This window comes from Erythrobacter tepidarius, assembly GCF_002155695.1.
GTDB classification, from domain to species: Bacteria; Pseudomonadota; Alphaproteobacteria; order Sphingomonadales; family Sphingomonadaceae; genus Erythrobacter; species Erythrobacter tepidarius.
Genome location: NZ_MUYJ01000005.1, coordinates 94,250 through 110,017 on the forward strand (window position 1 = coordinate 94,250; position 15,768 = coordinate 110,017).

General features: G+C 66.3%; 20 protein-coding genes. 12 read left to right on the plus strand and 8 right to left on the minus strand.

The window, feature by feature from the left end; genetic code table 11:
- Positions 1 to 21: 21 nt before the first annotated feature.
- The 4 genes from rsmG to BZF61_RS06225 form a co-directional block, all read right to left on the minus strand.
- A complete protein-coding gene (rsmG, locus tag BZF61_RS06210) occupies positions 22 to 648 on the minus strand; it encodes a 16S rRNA (guanine(527)-N(7))-methyltransferase RsmG (protein WP_086617796.1) in 627 nt (208 codons plus the stop codon).
- Entirely contained in the window at positions 645 to 2,495 is a 1,851-nt protein-coding gene (gene mnmG, locus BZF61_RS06215; protein WP_086617797.1) for a tRNA uridine-5-carboxymethylaminomethyl(34) synthesis enzyme MnmG, read from the minus strand. Before mnmG ends, rsmG begins: the two co-directional genes overlap by 4 nt.
- A 141-nt stretch (positions 2,496 to 2,636) precedes the next feature.
- Entirely contained in the window at positions 2,637 to 3,923 is a 1,287-nt protein-coding gene (gene mnmE / locus BZF61_RS06220) for a tRNA uridine-5-carboxymethylaminomethyl(34) synthesis GTPase MnmE (protein WP_086617799.1), read from the minus strand.
- Positions 3,924 to 3,929: 6 nt separating this feature from the next.
- Complete coding sequence (locus BZF61_RS06225) at positions 3,930 to 4,202, minus strand: DUF6489 family protein (RefSeq protein ID WP_086617800.1); 273 nt, start codon at positions 4,200 to 4,202, stop codon at positions 3,930 to 3,932.
- Positions 4,203 to 4,314: 112 nt separating this feature from the next.
- Between BZF61_RS06225 and BZF61_RS06230 the strand changes: the two genes are divergently transcribed.
- Both BZF61_RS06230 and BZF61_RS06235 read left to right on the plus strand, forming a co-directional pair.
- Complete coding sequence (locus BZF61_RS06230; RefSeq protein WP_086617802.1) at positions 4,315 to 5,013, plus strand: dienelactone hydrolase family protein; 699 nt, start codon at positions 4,315 to 4,317, stop codon at positions 5,011 to 5,013.
- A 35-nt stretch (positions 5,014 to 5,048) separates the two neighbouring features.
- A complete protein-coding gene (locus tag BZF61_RS06235) occupies positions 5,049 to 5,417 on the plus strand; it encodes a nuclear transport factor 2 family protein (RefSeq protein ID WP_086618003.1) in 369 nt (122 codons plus the stop codon).
- Here the strand turns inward: BZF61_RS06235 and BZF61_RS06240 are convergent.
- From BZF61_RS06240 to hemE, 4 genes are all read right to left on the minus strand, one after another.
- A complete protein-coding gene (locus tag BZF61_RS06240) occupies positions 5,414 to 5,806 on the minus strand; it encodes a BLUF domain-containing protein (protein ID WP_086617803.1) in 393 nt (130 codons plus the stop codon). The genes BZF61_RS06235 and BZF61_RS06240 overlap by 4 nt on opposite strands.
- Positions 5,807 to 5,868: 62 nt before the next feature.
- Positions 5,869 to 7,134 carry a transcription termination factor Rho gene (gene rho / locus BZF61_RS06245; RefSeq protein ID WP_086617805.1) on the minus strand — a complete coding sequence of 422 codons (1,266 nt, stop codon included), beginning with the start codon at positions 7,132 to 7,134 and terminating at the stop codon, positions 5,869 to 5,871.
- A 204-nt stretch (positions 7,135 to 7,338) separates the two neighbouring features.
- On the minus strand, positions 7,339 to 7,782 hold the full coding sequence (locus BZF61_RS06250; RefSeq protein WP_086617806.1) for a CopD family protein: 444 nt from the start codon (positions 7,780 to 7,782) through the stop codon (positions 7,339 to 7,341).
- A 7-nt stretch (positions 7,783 to 7,789) separates the two neighbouring features.
- Positions 7,790 to 8,806, minus strand: coding sequence for a uroporphyrinogen decarboxylase (gene hemE, locus BZF61_RS06255; RefSeq protein ID WP_086617808.1), 1,017 nt, complete (start codon positions 8,804 to 8,806; stop codon positions 7,790 to 7,792).
- A gap of 326 nt (positions 8,807 to 9,132) precedes the next feature.
- Between hemE and BZF61_RS06260 the strand changes: the two genes are divergently transcribed.
- From BZF61_RS06260 to BZF61_RS06305, 10 genes are all read left to right on the plus strand, one after another.
- A complete protein-coding gene (locus tag BZF61_RS06260; RefSeq protein ID WP_086617809.1) occupies positions 9,133 to 9,978 on the plus strand; it encodes a pyruvate, water dikinase regulatory protein in 846 nt (281 codons plus the stop codon).
- 44 nt (positions 9,979 to 10,022) lie between these two features.
- Positions 10,023 to 10,568 carry a Maf family protein gene (locus BZF61_RS06265; RefSeq protein ID WP_425429606.1) on the plus strand — a complete coding sequence of 182 codons (546 nt, stop codon included), beginning with the start codon at positions 10,023 to 10,025 and terminating at the stop codon, positions 10,566 to 10,568.
- Positions 10,565 to 11,419: a shikimate dehydrogenase gene (gene aroE, locus BZF61_RS06270; protein ID WP_086617812.1), complete on the plus strand. Its 855-nt coding sequence runs from the start codon at positions 10,565 to 10,567 to the stop codon at positions 11,417 to 11,419. Before BZF61_RS06265 ends, aroE begins: the two co-directional genes overlap by 4 nt.
- A complete protein-coding gene (gene coaE / locus BZF61_RS06275) occupies positions 11,416 to 12,000 on the plus strand; it encodes a dephospho-CoA kinase (protein ID WP_086617814.1) in 585 nt (194 codons plus the stop codon). The genes aroE and coaE overlap by 4 nt, the downstream gene beginning before the upstream one ends.
- Before the next feature lie 49 nt (positions 12,001 to 12,049).
- Positions 12,050 to 12,748 (plus strand): DNA polymerase III subunit epsilon, encoded by a 699-nt coding sequence (dnaQ, locus tag BZF61_RS06280; RefSeq protein ID WP_086617815.1) that lies wholly within the window; start codon positions 12,050 to 12,052, stop codon positions 12,746 to 12,748.
- Between the two features lie 68 nt (positions 12,749 to 12,816).
- Positions 12,817 to 13,383 carry a ribosome hibernation-promoting factor, HPF/YfiA family gene (hpf, locus tag BZF61_RS06285; RefSeq protein ID WP_086617817.1) on the plus strand — a complete coding sequence of 189 codons (567 nt, stop codon included), beginning with the start codon at positions 12,817 to 12,819 and terminating at the stop codon, positions 13,381 to 13,383.
- A gap of 176 nt (positions 13,384 to 13,559) precedes the next feature.
- Positions 13,560 to 14,021, plus strand: a complete 462-nt coding sequence (locus tag BZF61_RS06290; RefSeq protein ID WP_086617818.1) for a PTS sugar transporter subunit IIA — start codon at positions 13,560 to 13,562, stop codon at positions 14,019 to 14,021.
- A 22-nt stretch (positions 14,022 to 14,043) separates the two neighbouring features.
- A complete protein-coding gene (locus BZF61_RS06295; RefSeq protein ID WP_086617820.1) occupies positions 14,044 to 14,520 on the plus strand; it encodes a PaaI family thioesterase in 477 nt (158 codons plus the stop codon).
- Positions 14,521 to 14,529: 9 nt separating this feature from the next.
- Positions 14,530 to 14,865: a DUF1491 family protein gene (locus tag BZF61_RS06300; RefSeq protein ID WP_086617821.1), complete on the plus strand. Its 336-nt coding sequence runs from the start codon at positions 14,530 to 14,532 to the stop codon at positions 14,863 to 14,865.
- Positions 14,866 to 15,062: 197 nt separating this feature from the next.
- The gene (locus BZF61_RS06305) at positions 15,063 to 15,704 is read left to right on the plus strand and encodes a cell wall hydrolase (protein ID WP_086617823.1); all 642 of its coding nucleotides are present in this window, start codon (positions 15,063 to 15,065) and stop codon (positions 15,702 to 15,704) included.
- Positions 15,705 to 15,768: the final 64 nt, after the last annotated feature.

Genomic DNA, 15,768 nt, shown 5'->3' on the forward strand with positions numbered 1-15,768 from the left:
TCCCGCAAGTTCTTGCGCGTGTCAGGCCTTCACAATGATTCCCGCGTCGGGATCGGTCAAGGAATGTTTCACGTGAAACATTGCCCGAATCGAAGGCTTGAGCGCCTCCAACTCCTGCGCCGCCGAACGTCCCTTGGGCAACACATAGGCGGTCTGCCTTGTGGAGAAGGGTGCGGACAAGGCCAGAAGTTTGGGCAATGGCGCAAATGCGCGTGCCGAAATGGCGCGTGCGGGGAAGGGTGTAACCCGCTCAAGCCGTTGACCTTCAACCCGGCACTTCTTCAGATCGAGCGCGGCAATCGCGGTTTCGAGGAATTCCACCCGGCGCGCACGGGATTCGACCAGCACCACCGGCATGGCGGGGCACAGCGCCGCGATCACCAGACCGGGAAAACCCGGCCCGCTGCCAAGATCGAGCCACGGGCCCTGCGCGTTCGGCCCCAATGTTTCACGTGAAACATTTTCGATCAGCTGCGCCGAATCTGCGATGTGGCGCTGCCAGACATGCGGCTCGGTGGCCTTGGCGATGAGGTTCTGACGCTGGTTCTCCGCCAGCACCAGCGCAGCAAAGGTTTCCAGCCGCGCCATCCCCGCCGCGTCGGTCAGACCGGCGAGATAGGCTCGGGCTTCCTCTTCGGTGCGAATCATCCGGCCTGCCGGCGCCGCGCATGGACGAGCAATGCCGCGAGCGCTGCCGGCGTCACGCCGGGAACCCGCCCGGCAGCCGCCAGCGTTCGGGGCGCCGCCTTGGTGAGACGCTCGACCATCTCGTTGGAGAGTCCGGGCACCTCGGCATAGGGAAATCCCGCAGGAAGCGGCAGCGCCTCACTCGCCCGCAGATCGCGCAATTCGGCATCCTGGCGGGCAAGGTAGGGGGCATAGGCCGCATCCTCGGCCATTTCCTCGGCGAGCAGCGGGTCGAGCGCGGTGATCTCGGCCAGCCAGGGCGCCAGCGCGTCAAGGGTGACCCCGTCATGGCGCAGCCATTCGGACAGCGGCTTTTCGCCATGATCGCGCCGCACCGGCAGGCCGCGTTCGGCGAGTTCGCGGGCGTGGACCTTCTGCGAATGTTTCACGTGAAACATTTGCCGCACCTCCTCGCGCCGCTCCCACCAGCGCCGACGCTCCTCACCCACACACCCCGCGGCAATACCCAGTCCCGTCAGGCGGGTCGCGGCATTGTTGGCGCGCAGCCGCAGGCGATATTCCGCGCGCGCGGTCAGCATTCGGTATGGCTCGGACACGCCCTGAAGGGTCAAATCATCAATCATCACCGCAATATAGCTGTTGGCCCGATCGAGCTGCGGGGCCTCTTTGCCGAGCGCCGCAGCGGCCGCCTCAAGCCCAGCGACCAAGCCCTGGGCGGCCGCTTCCTCGTATCCGGTGGTGCCGTTGATCTGCCCGGCGCAATAGAGCCCGGGGATCGCCCGCACCTGCAGATCGGGCGTCAGCGCGCGCGGATCGATGTGGTCGTACTCCACCGCATAGCCGGGTTGCACGATCACCGCCCGCGCGCAGCCCGGCATGGTGCGCACCACCGTCTCCTGGACATCGACCGGAAGCGAGGTGCTGATGCCGTTGGGATAAACCAGATGGGTATCGAGCCCCTCCGGCTCGAGGAACACCTGATGCCCGTCGCGGTCGCCAAACCGGTGGATCTTGTCCTCGATCGAGGGGCAATAGCGCGGCCCCGCGGCCGCAATCGCGCCTGAGAACAGCGGCGAGCGGTGGAGATTGGCGCGGATCGCGTCGTGCCCTGCCTGGGTGGTGCGGGTGATCGCGCAAAAGATTTGCGGATTGCGCCGCCTGGGGGTGAGCGGCGACATGGTCCAGCTCTCATCATCGGAGGGCTGCTCTTCGAGCACCGCCCAATCGATCGTCCGGCCATCGAGACGCGGGGGCGTGCCCGTCTTGAGCCGGGCCATCGGCAGCGCTGCCTCGCGCAGCTGCCGGGCAAGGCGCTGGGCGGCGTTCTCGCCGATGCGCCCGCCCACGAAGCGCTCCTCGCCGCGGAACAGCACCCCGCCGAGGAAAGTGCCGGTGCACAGCACGACACGGCCCGCTTCCAGCATGGTGCCCTCGGCGAGTTCCAGCCCGGCCACCGCCCCGCCCTTCAGCACCAGCGCCGCCGCCTCGCCCTGCACCAGGGTGAGATTGGCCTGCGCGCGCACCATCGCCTGCACCGCCGCCTTGAACCGCACCCGGTCCGCCTGCACCCGCGGGCCCCAGACCGCGCTGCCCTTGGAGCGATTGAGCATCCGGTAGTGAATCGCGCCCGCGTCCGCCGCAAGACCGATCACGCCGTCGAGCGCGTCGACCTCGCGCACGAGATGTCCCTTGCCCAGCCCACCGATCGCCGGATTGCAGCTCATCGCGCCGATGGCGTCGAGATCGAACGAAACCAGCGCGGTGCGTGCACCCATGCGGGCTGCCGCGCAGGCAGCCTCCACCCCGGCGTGACCGCCGCCGATGACAAGCACGTCGAAGGAATGCATGGCCGCGCAGATAGGCCCTGGTGCGGGGATCGTCAAAGCGGATTTGGCTGCGCGCGACCGGCGCTTGCCCGCGAATGTTTCACGTGAAACATTCGCAAGGTCACACGCGCCAATGTTTCACGTGAAACATTGCGCCGCTGATCACTTGCCGATGCAGAAGCGTCCGAAGAGGGTGTCGAGCATGTCCTCGGTGGTGGCGCGGCCGACGAGGCGATCGAAGGCAAGGCGCGCGTGGCGCAGTTCTTCGGCCACCAGCAGGGGGTCGGACAAGGCCTTGGCGCGCGCGAGCGCCGCGACCGCTTCGGACAACCGCGCATGTTGGCGCGCGTTGAGCGCCGCCTCACCGGGCTTCGGCAGCGCCTCGCGCGCGGTCTCGACCAGCGCCCGCTTGAGCGCCGCCACCCCCTGTCCCGTCGTCGCCGACAGCGTGAAGCGCGCCGCGGGCTTGGGGATAAACCCCTCCCGGTCCGATTGTGCGGCCACTTCCCATGCGGCTTCCGGCCCCTCGCCCTCGGGGCCGAGCCACAGCACCACATCCGCCCGGGCCAGCTCGGTGGCGGCGCGGGCAATCCCGATCGCCTCGATCGCATCCGCCTCGGCCGTCGCGCGCAGGCCCGCGGTATCGACGAAGGTGAACGGCACCCCGTCGATCGCCACACTGCGCTCGATCACATCGCGCGTCGTGCCCGCGATAGGCGAGGTGATCGCCGCCTCGCTCTCGACCAGCGCGTTGAACAGCGTCGATTTGCCGGCATTGGGCGGCCCGGCGAGCACCACGCGAAAGCCTTCCCCCAACCGTTCGGAGCGCGGGCGGGCAAGCCATTCGCCCAGCTCCTCCGCCAGCGCGCCAATGTTCCACGTGAAACATTCGGGGAGATCGGCGGCATCCTCCTCATCGGAGAAATCGAGCACGCCTTCCACCTCGGCAGACAGCAAGAGCACCCGCTCGCGCCAGGCTTCGACCTGCCGCGACAGCGCCCCGCTGGCGTTGGCGAGGGCGGCGGCGCGCTGAAGCTCGGTCTCGGCCGCGAGCAGATCGCCCAGTGCCTCGGCTTCGGCAAGATCGATCCGGCCATTGGCAAAGGCGCGCCGGGTGAACTCGCCCGGCTCGGCCCGGCGGGTGTTCGGCAAAAGCGCCAGCGCGGCCTCGACCGCGGCAATCACCGCACGACCGCCGTGACAATGCAGTTCCGCAAGATCCTCGCCCGTTGCGCTGTGCGGCCCCGGAAACCACAGCACCAGCGCCTCGTCGAGCAAGGCTCCCGAGGCATCGCGCAACTTCGCCAGCACCGCGCGGCGCGGTTCGGGCAGCCTGCCCACGAGGCTCGCCAAGGCCTCGCCCGCGCGCGGCCCCGACACCCGCACCACCCCGATGCCCGCAGGCGGCGCGCCGCTCGAAAGCGCGAAGATGGTCGGCGGCGGGCGCATCAGGGATTATTCGGAGGCCTTCGCCCCCCTGCCTTCGGAAGCGCCGCCCGCAGCGGCCTTCATCCCGCCTTCAACGAAGCTCTGAAACAGCTTGAGCCCCATCTGGCCCATCGGCGCGAGCGCCTGCGCATATTCCGCCATCTGCGCCGGATTGGAAACGCCCTGCATCGCCTTGGTGAGCTTGTCGACATAGACCGAGTTTGCCGCCGAGACATCCGGCAGGCCGAGGAAGCTGCGGGCCTCCTCGGGCGTGCAATCGACTTCAATGGTGATCTTCATCGGGCCTCGCCCTCCTCTCGCGCGCGCACCTGTCTCATTTGGGCTTGGCAGCCGCGCAAGGCAAGAGATAGGACAGCGGCCTGCAAGCGCAAACCAGCCGGAGAAAGAGACCATGAGCCTCAATGAGACCATTCCCACCCTCGAAGGCAATGCCAGCTTCGGCGCCTATGTCGCGCGCCCAGCTGGCACGCCGAGGGGTGCGATCATCGTCATTCAGGAGATCTTCGGGGTGAACCCCGGCATCCGCCAGAAGTGCGACAAACTCGCCGCCGAAGGCTGGCTGGCGGTCGCGCCCGACCTGTTCTGGCGGCTCAAGCCCGGTATCGAACTCGATCCCGATGTCCCGGCGGAATTTAACGAAGCCCTTGAATGGATGGGGAAATTTGATCAGGATACAGGCATTCGCGACATCGAGGCGACGATCCACCACATCCGCCGCACCCTCGGCGTCGCCAAGGTCGGCTGTGTCGGCTACTGCCTCGGCGGCCGGCTCGCCTTCATGACCGCCGCGCGCACCGATATCGACGCGAGTGTCGGCTACTACGGCGTCGGCATTGACGCCCTGCTGGGCGAAAAGCACGCCATCGCCAAGCCGCTGATGCTGCACATCCCCACGGCCGACGGCTTCGTCCCGCCCGAAACGCAGGCGGCGATGCACAGCGCGCTCGACGATCACCCGCGCGTGACGCTGTATGACTACGAAGGGCTCGATCACGGCTTTGCCACCGAGCATGGCAAGCGCCGGGTGGAAGACGCCGCCAACCTGGCCGACAGCCGCACCGCGGCCTTCTTCGCCGAAGCTCTCGCGTGACCGGCACCGCCAACCTCGCGCGCTGGCATGCCTATATGGAGAGCGTGGGCGATGCCGCTGCGCTCTCCGCCCTCATCGCCGATGATTGCGTGTTCCACTCGCCGGTGGTGCACACCCCGCAGGCCGGCAAGCCGATCGTCATGGCTTACCTGATCGCTGCCGCCCAGGTGCTCGGCAATGACAGCTTCCGCTATGTCCGCGAACTGGTGGATGGCGAGGAAATGATGCTCGAATTCGTCACCGAGATCGACGGGATCGTGATCAACGGCGTGGATATCATCCGCTGGAGTCCGGAGGGCAAAATCACCGATTTCAAGGTGATGGTGCGACCGCTGAAGGCGATCAACAAGGTCTGGGAGCTGATGGCCGCGCAGCTCGCCAAGGCCAAGGGCCAAGGCGCCTAATTCAGCACCGCGAAGTTGACGATCATCTTGCGGACCTCGGGATCGAGGCCTTCGGGCAGCTCGCGTTCGAGCATCTCGCGGCGCGAGGCGATGCTTTCGGCGATCATCACCCGCTTCATCGCCCAGTCGGGGCAGGTGCGCTCGGCGATCGTGCGCCGATCGAGCACCGAGACCCCGCTGTGCCGCGGATCGGCGAAGATCGTTTCCATCAGCGCATTGACCTGGCTTTCCTCGCCTTCGAGCAGCTGGAGAAAGTTGCGCCCGTTGAACAGCAGCAGCCCGGTGATCCCGCGCGCCGGATTGTTGCGCGCACTGGTGGCAAGGATCGCATCGACCTCCTCGCGCGGCAAGGTCGGTGCGGTGCTGATATAGAGATATTGGCTTAGCACGTCGTCCCGTCCCTCAACGCCTGTCGCTGCGGGCCGATCCCATGGCCCGGTCGCATGCTAACCTACTGGTTCATCGTATTGAAGAAGTCTTCGTTGGTCTTGGAATCCTTCATCTTGTCGAGCAGGAATTCCATCGCGTCCACCGTGCCCATCTGCATCAGGATCCGGCGCAGCACCCACATCTTGGAAAGGTGGTCCTTGCCCACCAGCAGTTCTTCCTTGCGGGTGCCGGACTTGCCGACATCGAGCGCCGGGAAGATGCGCTTGTCGGCGACCTTGCGATCGAGCACGATTTCGCTGTTGCCGGTGCCCTTGAACTCTTCGAAGATGACCTCGTCCATGCGGCTGCCGGTGTCGATCAGCGCGGTGGCGATGATCGACAGGCTGCCGCCCTCCTCGATGTTGCGCGCCGCGCCGAAGAAGCGCTTGGGCCGCTGGAGCGCGTTGGCATCGACACCGCCGGTCAGCACCTTGCCCGAGGAAGGCACGACCGTGTTGTAAGCCCGGCCGAGGCGGGTGATCGAGTCGAGCAAGATCACCACGTCATGCTTGTGCTCGACCAAGCGCTTGGCCTTCTCGATCACCATTTCCGCCACCTGCACGTGGCGCTGCGCGGGTTCGTCGAAGGTCGAGGAGACGACCTCGCCCTTGACCGAACGCTGCATGTCGGTGACTTCCTCGGGGCGCTCGTCGACCAAGAGCACGATCAGGAAGACTTCCGGGTGGTTGTCGGTGATCGCCTTGGCGATGTTCTGCAACAGCACCGTCTTGCCGGTGCGCGGCGGGGCGACGATCAGCGCGCGTTGGCCCTTGCCCTGCGGGGCGATGATGTCGATCACACGCGCGCTCTTGTCCTTCACCGTCGGATCGAGCGTGTCGAGCCGCAGTTTCTCGTCCGGGTAGAGCGGGGTGAGGTTGTCGAAATTGGTGCGCAGGCGCAAGGCTTCGGGATCGTCGAAATTGACTTTCACCAGGCTGGTCAACGCGAAATAGCGCTCGCCATCGCGCGGCGCGCGGATTTCGCCTTCCACCGTGTCGCCGGTGCGCAGGCCCCAGCGGCGCACCTGATTGGGCGAGACGTAGATATCATCCGGCCCGGCCAGATAGTTCGCCTCGGGCGAACGCAGGAAGCCGAAACCGTCCTGCAGCACCTCGATGGTGCCGATGCCCATGATCTTTTCTTCATATTCCTCGTCCTCGGCCAGTTCGCGCAGGATCGAGAACAGCAGGTCCTGGCGGCGCATGGTTGAAGCGCCTTCCACGCCCAGTTCCTCCGCCATCGCGACCAGTTCGGCCGGGGTCTTTCGCTTGAGGTCTTTAAGGTGCATCTGGTGGTGTTCCGAAAGTCTTGAATGGGCCGGATGGTCAGTCCCGCTTGGTGAAGCGGTGCCCCGATTGGCAGGGCCGGGCTTGGAGAAAGCAGACCGTGGTGGAGCGCGATCACGCTCCGGCTACCGGAAAGGTTTCGCCGAGATAGAAGCCCGCGCACGCGCGGTCAATCGCGGAAATGCGGGGACGCCTTGGCCCTGCCCTCAGAATGGCTTGAGATAGACCAGCGCCACGATCAGCACCAGCAGCACACCCGGCAGCTCGCCGATCATCCGCAAGGTGCTCTCGGAAAGCGGACGCTCGCCCCGCGCCATCTTCCTGGTCTGCGCCACCAGCCAGCCGTGGAAGCCTGTCATCGCCAGCACGAAGGTGAGCTTGGCGTGGAACCAGCCCTCGCTGAAGAAGCCCATCGCGATCGCCATCGTCAGCCCCAGCACCCAGACGATGATCAGGCTGGGGGTGAGGATGATCTTGCGCAATTTGCCCATCCGGGTGGCCCACTTGGCCTCGCCCGGCGAGCCCGGCGCATGATCGAGCATGTAGATGCACTGGCGCGGCAGCATGAACAGGCCGGCCATCCAGAACACCATGAAGATCACATGGCCGATCTTGAGAAAGGGATAGATCAGGAGGAGCGTCGATTGCATTGCGGGCCTACCCTCTCAGCGCTGCGAGCAATTGCTCGACATGGGCAATCGGCGTGTGCTGGCCGATCCCATGACCAAGGTTGAAGACGTGCGGACGATCCGCGAAGGCGGCGATGATGGTCTTGACCCGCTCGACAAGCGCCGGACCGCCGGCTTCCAAGAGCAGCGGATCGAGATTGCCCTGCACCGGCATTCCAGCTGGCAGGCTCTGGTGCGCCCACAAGGGATCGAGCGTCTCGTCAAGGCCCACCGCATCCACCCCGGTTTCGCGCGCATAGGCGGGCAGCTTCGCCCCGGCGCCCTTGGGAAAGCCGATCACGGGCGTGTCGGGATGGCTCTGTTTGAGCTTGGCGGTGATCGCGGCATTGGGGGCGATCACCCACTTCTCGAACTGGTCGGGGGCAAGGCTCCCCGCCCAGGAATCGAACAATTGCACCGCTTCGGCCCCCGCATCGATCTGGCCGCGCAGATAGGTCACCGAAACATCGACGATGGCATCGATGATCGCCTGCATCTGCCCCGGATCGCGGTAGGCCAGCAGCCGCGCCGGGCCATGGTCCTTCGAGCCTTCACCCGCGATCATGTAGGTCGCGACCGTCCACGGGCTGCCCGCAAAGCCAAGCATCGTCACCGCCGGGCCGATCTGCTGGCGGGTGAGGCGCACGGTTTCATACACCGGCGCGAACCGCTCGAAGGCGGGGGTGAAGCTGTCCAGCCCCGCCTCCAGCAGCGTCGGCGATAGCTTCGGCCCCTCGCCCGCCATGAAGGCGAGGCCCTGCCCCATTGCATGCGGCACGATCAGGATGTCGGAAAACAGGATCGCCCCGTCGAACCCGAAACGCCGGATCGGCTGCACCGTGATCTCGGCCGCCGCCTCGCTGTCATAGACCAGTTCGAGGAAGCCCCCTTTCTGCGCACGAAGCGCCCTGTATTCAGGGAGATAGCGGCCTGCCTGGCGCATCAGCCAGACGGGGGGAACGTCCTGGCGGACACCTTTGAGCGTAGCGAGAAGCGGACCGGGCATAGGGCTCCATAGAACAAATCAATTCGAATTAAAAAGAGACTGATGCGGTCTGTTGGCCCTGTGGAAAGCGGGAATTGCCGGTCTCTGCCCGCTTGCCCCCACCCGGGCTAAAGGATTCAATCCCCCGTCGAATCCGCTGGAATGGGACGTCAAGCAGGCTTTATCCTCACTCTTCACAGCCTGTCGACACAGCGCGTCACGTGTGGGCAAACCGCGCGAGGAAAAGCCTGCCAGCGGGCAGGAAAATCGCTCCGCAGCTTGTCCGGCAATTGTTCCCGTGGTTTATGCCTTCACCTGTCCACAGGCCCGCGGCGGACCCTTCGCGCATGAACCGACTCAATCTCCATCTTGTATCGGATTCGACCGGCGAGACGCTGGAGATGATCGCCAAGGCTGCCCTGGCGCAGTTCGACGATCCCGAAGTCAGCCGCCATTTCTGGCCGATGGTGCGCTCGCTCCAGCATCTCGACCGGATCGTGCCCGATCTCGCTGCCCATCCGGGCCTCGTGCTCTACACGCTGGTCAATCCCGAAACCCGCAAGCGGCTGGAGGAGCATTGCCGCCACCTCGGACTGCCCGCGGTGCCGGTGCTCGATCAGGTCACCGCCGCGCTCGAAGCCCAGCTCGGGCAGGAGGCCCATGGTCGACCCGGCCGCCAGCACACCATGGACGAGGACTATTTCAAGCGGGTCGAAGCGATTCAGTACACGATCGCCCATGACGACGGCATCGGCTGCGCGGAATGGGAAGAGGCTGATGTCGTGCTGGTCGGCGTGTCGCGCTCGTCCAAGACGCCGACGTCGATCTATCTCGCCAACCGGGGCTACAAGGTCGCCAATATCCCACTGGTGCCGGAAAGCCCGCCGCCGCCTGCGCTCTTCGGGCTGCGCCATCCGCTGGTGGTGGGCCTCACCACCAGCGCCGAACGGCTGGTGCAGATCCGCCGCAACCGGCTGCTCTCGCTCAACGAGGCGACCGAGACCGCCTATGTCGACAATGAGCGGGTGAAGGCCGAGCTGCAATTCGCCCGGCGGATGTTCGCTGACAATGGCTGGCCGGTGATCGATGTCACCCGCCGCTCGATCGAGGAGACCGCGGCGGCGATCATCCGGCTTGTGCAAGAGCGCGTCCGCAAGCCGGTGAGCATCGGGGGGACGGCCAAGCCGATATGACTATCCCATTGATTCTCGCGAGCAAATCTGCTTCGCGCCGGGCAATGCTCGATGCCGCGGGGGTGGCCTATCAAGCCGTCCCTGCCGCGATCGATGAGCGTGCGCTCGAGGCCGGGCTGGCCGGCGCCGCGCCGGGCGCGCTGGCCGAGGCGCTGGCGGTCGCCAAGGCGGCAGCGGTCGCCGCGCTGCATCCGGACGCGCTGGTGCTGGGCTCGGATTCGCTGGTGGTCTGCGCCGGACGCCGCTTCGACAAACCCCGCAGCCGTGAGGAAGCGGGCGCGCATCTGCGGTTCTTCTCGGGCAAGGTCATGGAGCTTCACTCCGCCGCCGCGCTGGTGCGGGGGGGTGGGTGCGTATGGCGCCACGCCAGCATCGCCCGCCTGCACGTGCGCACACTTTCCGAGCCTTTCATCGAACACTATCTCGCCCTCGAATGGCCCGAGATCGGCCACACCGTTGGCGCCTTCCGGATCGAGGGGCCGGGGGTGCAGCTGTTCTCGGCGATCGAGGGTGACCACTTCACCGTGCTCGGCATGCCGCTGCTGCCTCTGCTCGGGGCGCTGCGCACGGAAGGGATGCTGATCGCGTGAAACCCTACGCAGAAGTGATCGGCGATCCGATCGCGCAGTCGAAATCGCCGAAGATCCATGGCTTCTGGCTCGCCAAGCTGGGGATCGCGGCCGATTATCGTGCCTGTCACGTCCGGCCCGGCGATTTGGCGGATTATCTCGCCGCACGCCGCGCCGATCCGCTGTGGCGCGGGTGCAATGTCACTATGCCGTACAAGCAGGCGGTGATGCCGCTGCTCGACCGGATCGATCCGCCCGCCGATGCGATCGGTGCGGTCAACACCATTCTTGCGCGAGGCGACGGGGCGCTGGCGGGGACCAACACCGATGCCGCCGGTTTCCTCGAACCCCTGGCGAGGCACCTCGCGCAGACCCACTATTTCCGCATGGCGCGCATCATCGGCACCGGCGGGGCAGCGCGGGCGATCATCACCGCGCTGGCGGGCGAAGGCTTCACCCTGGTGGTCGCCGGGCGCGATCCGGCCAAGGCGCGCGCGCTGCTCGATGAACTTGGCGGCAGGGGTGCGCATCACGCCATCGACCTTGCCCATTTCGCCGACCCGACCGATTTCCCCTTCGATGACCGCGAGGGGTGCCTCGACCTCATCGTCAACGCCTCCAGCCTCGGGATGCAGGGCCAGCCTCCGCTCGCTTTCGACTGGAGCCACGCGCCGCCGCGCAGCATTGCCTATGACATCGTCACCGCCCCGCTCGACACGCCTTTCCTGCAAGGCGCGCGTGCAAAAGGCCACCGCACCATCGACGGCCTTGCCATGCTGATCGGCCAGGCGGCGGTCGCCTTCGAGAGATTCTTCGGCCAGCCCGCCCCGCGCGAGCACGATGCCGAATTGCGGGAGCTGCTGACCCAATGAACCGTCCCAAAATCATTGGCCTCACCGGCTCGATCGGGATGGGCAAGTCCACCGTCGCGGCGATGTTCGCCGAGGCGGGCATTCCTGTGTTCGATGCCGATGCCGCCGTTCGCGCGATGCAGGGCCCGGGCGGCGAACTCATCCCCGCGATCGAGGCCGCCTTCCCCGGATCGACCGGCCCGGAGGGGGTCGACCGTGACCGGCTCGGCCATCAGGTCTTCGCCGACAAGGCCGCGCTGGCGCGGCTTGAGGCGATCGTCCACCCTGCGGTCGCCGCCAAGCGCGCCGCCTTTCTCGAAGCCCATCGCGACAAGCGCGCGGTGGTGTTCGACATTCCGCTGCTGTTCGAACGCGGCGGGCACGAGGCGGTCGACATGGTGGTGGTCGTCTCCGCGCCGGAGGAGGTGCAGCGTGCGCGCGTGCTCGCCCGCCCGGGCATGACGCGCGAGAAGTTCGAGCATATCCACGGGCTTCAGCTGCACGACAGCCACAAGCGCGAGCGCGCCGATCACGTCATCGACACCGGCACCAGCCTCGAGCAAACCCGCGCGCAGGTGATGGACCTGATTGCTTCGCTTTGATTGCAAGCAGCGCTTGCAACCGGCGCGGCATGGGCCGATAGTGCGGCAAATGCGGGAAGTGATTTTCGACACCGAAACCACCGGGCTCGATCCCAGAACGGGGGATCGGATGGTGGAAATCGGCTGTATCGAGATGGTTGACCGGGTCGAAACGGGCCGCACCTTCCACGCCTATTTCAACCCCGAACGCGACATGCCGATCGAGGCCGAGCGGGTGCATGGTTTGTCGGCCGAATTCCTCGCCACCAAGCCGCGCTTTGCCGAATTGGCCGACGAGCTGCTCGCATTCCTCGGTGATTCCCTACTGGTCGCGCATAATGCCGGGTTCGATTTCGGCTTCCTCAACGCCGAACTGGAACGCATCGGCCGTGCGCCGATCGCGGCAGAGCGGATGGTCGATACCGTCGCGCTCGCCCGCAAAAAGCACCCCGGCGCCAAGAACTCGCTCGATGCGCTGTGCACCCGATACGGGATCGACCGCAGCCACCGCGTCAAGCACGGGGCGCTGCTCGATGCCGAACTGCTCGCGCAGGTCTATGTCGAGCTGACCGGCGGACGCCAGATCGGGCTTGGCCTCGCCGAGCGCGAGACGGCCGCCGCCTTGCCCGCCACCGCCATCACCGCCACCGGCACGGCGCCGGCCGAGCGCCCGGTGCGCCCGCCCCGCCCCCACGCCCCCAGCGCGGCGGAGCTGGAGCGCCACAGCGCCTTCGTCGCCGGGATCGAAAACGCGATCTGGACGCGCTGAAGGAGGACGCGCACCGCACCACACCCCATGCACGGCAACCTCATCTCGGACGGGAGGCTATTGAATCTATGGACATTCGCATTTCAGGCCACCAGATGGACACCGGCGCGGCGCTGCAGGAACACGCAAGCGAAAGGCTCGGCGCGATTGTCGACAAGTATTTCGACAAGGCCCTGTCCAGTCAGGTAACCTTCGGCAGGGCGCCCGCCGGTGCCTTCACCTGCGATATCATCACCCACGTGATGCAGGGGCTGGTGCTCAAGGCGCAGGGGCAGGCGCATGATGCCCACATCGCGCTCGACGATGCCGTCGCCAAGATCGACAAGCAGCTGCGCCGCTACAAGCGCCGCCTGACCGATCGCCACGAACAGGCCGATCACGCGCGCGAGGAAGAAGAGGCCGCCTACACCATCCTCGCCGTCGAGGCGGACGAGGAGGAAGAGGTCGTCGCCGATGCCCCGCTGGTGATCGCCGAGACCCGCGTCGATATTCCCACCGCCACCGTCGCCGATGCGGTGATGCTGATGGATCTGAGGAACACCACCGCGCTGTTCTTCAAAAATGCTGGCACGGGACGGCATAATATGGTTTATCGGCGCGCCGATGGTTCAATCGGATGGGTGGAACCGCGATAGGGCCTGCGCCGGCATCGTGACGGAGCGGCCGCCCGGCAGGGTGGCATCTATCGGCAACAGGCTCACACGGCAGCAGCAGGAGGGGCGCATCGACCCGGCATCATGGCGGCATCGGCCGCCCTGAAATGGCCGGACTCGATCGCTAGGCTGGCACTTTCAATCGGGATTCGCTCATAATGGATGTTACGCTCGCTCTTTCGCCGGAGGCGATTCTGTTCGACAAGATCGACAGCAAGCCCAAGGTGCTCGCGGCGCTCGCAAGGCTGTTCTCGCAGGCCTACGGGCTGGACGAGAGCGCGGTGCTGGAAAATCTCGAGGCGCGCGAAGCGCTGGGCAGCACCGGCTTCGGGCGCGGGGTGGCGATCCCGCATTGCCGCATCAAGGACGCACGCCGCCCGAGCCTCGCGCTAATCCGGCTTGAGCAGCCGATCGATTTTGCCGCCGCCGATGCGCTGCCCGTCACGCTGGTGTGTGGCCTGGTCTCGCCCGAGAATGCCGGGGCGACCCACCTCCACGCGCTCGCCGCGATCTCGCGCCTGACGCGTGACGAGGCCAAGCTCCAGATGCTCGCCGATGCGCCGACGACCGAGGCGGCCTATGCGCTGCTCACCCACCAGTTCGAGCGAGACGCCGCCTGACAGCCCTGATAGTCTTGCCAGAATGAGCGAATCCGATCACGCAGCGTGCGCCACCGGGGCGGAAGGGCACTACCGCGCGCTCGAGCGGCTCTATGCCTCCGCGCCGGTCAATGCCAAGTTCGCCAGCACGCTGCACATCCCGGGGGAGGGTCTTTCGCGGCTCACCTTCACCGTCACCCGGCAGGATTACCACGCGGCCGGTGCGGCGCACGGAACCATCTATTTCAAGATGCTCGACGATGCCGCCTTCTACGCCGCCAATACCCTGGCGACCGATCGCTTCCTGCTCACCACCAGCTTCAACCTGCATTTCACCAAGCCGGTGCGCGAGGGCATCGTCACGGCCGAGGGGCGCTGGGTCAGCGGACGGCGGCGCGTCTTCGTTGCCGAAGCGCGGCTGGTGGACGCGGAAGGTGATGAGATCGGGCGCGGCACTGGCACCTTCATGCGCTCGCGCATCCCGCTTTCCAGCCTGCCGGGCTACACGGTTCCGGCCTGAGCGCGCGCGATGGGCGAACGCCTGCCCGCCCATCTCGAAGCCAGTGCGATCCTGCGCCTCGCCGAGGCGCAAGGCGGCTTTGCAACGGTGCTGGCCAAGGGCGAGCGCGATGCCGGCACGATCCTGCTGGTAACCACCTGTCGCGGCCGCAATGGCCGGCTTTACGAAAGGATGCCTACGCTCGCCGGATCGCGTTCTTTTGTTGCGACGAAAAGCGAAGATCCTGAAAACCCGCAGGAATTTTCAGACTATCTGGCACGCCGTCGCCGCCAGGACCCGGATATCTGGCTGATCGAGGTGGATATCGCGGATCCTGAACGCTTCATCGCGCAAATCGACGGATGAACTTGACCCTGCCGGGCGCGCGGCTAAGGGCGCGCCGACTTCCTGGCGCAGGCTGACGCAGCGGCAATCCGGCCGTTCGATCGGCACGCAGACGGGGAGCGGCCGGCAGGTCTCCTCTCGAACCCCGACAGTGCCGTTCGAAGCGCACAGGGTTCCACCTGCGTCGGAGCGCGCTCACCGCCCTTATTGTAGAGTGCATGAGTCGCAAGACTTTGACTTTTGTCGCGCTTGCCGTGATGACCATGGCCAGCCTGACGATCCCCGGCGTCGATGGCGCCGCGGCCCTGGCCGAAGTGGCCGAAAATCAGCTCACCGCAGGCCGCCCGGCCGTGGAGCTGGTTCCCCCCACCCCCGCTCCGATCTCCGAGCCGGTGGTCCAGCCTCTGCCCGCAGCGGAGGCCGCGCCGGAGCTGACCGAAGCCGACACGCTCGCCGAATTGGTGAGCATGGTCGATACTGATGCGCCGGTGAGCGACGAGCTGCGCTGCCTTGCCGGCGCGGTCTATTTCGAGGCGCGCGGCGAAGCGCTTGCCGGCCAGCTCGCGGTGGCGCAGGTGATCATCAACCGCACCGAGGATGGCCGTTTCCCGCGTTCCTATTGCGGCGTGGTGGCCCAGCCCGGACAATTTTCCTTCATGCGTGGCCGCCGGATGCCCGCGATCCCCACCGCCTCGTCCGCCTGGACCAGGGCCGTGGCGATCGCCCGGATCGCGCATCAGGGCCTGTGGGAATCCGAAGTGGGCGACGCGGTGTTCTTCCACGCCAAATATGTCCGCCCCGGCTGGAGCCGCACCAAGGCCCGCCTAGCGCAGATCGACACGCATATTTTCTATCGCTGATCGCTCATCCTCGCCGCCTTTTCCCCTTGGGCGAGCGGCTGCGGGCGGGTGAACAGAACGCGAC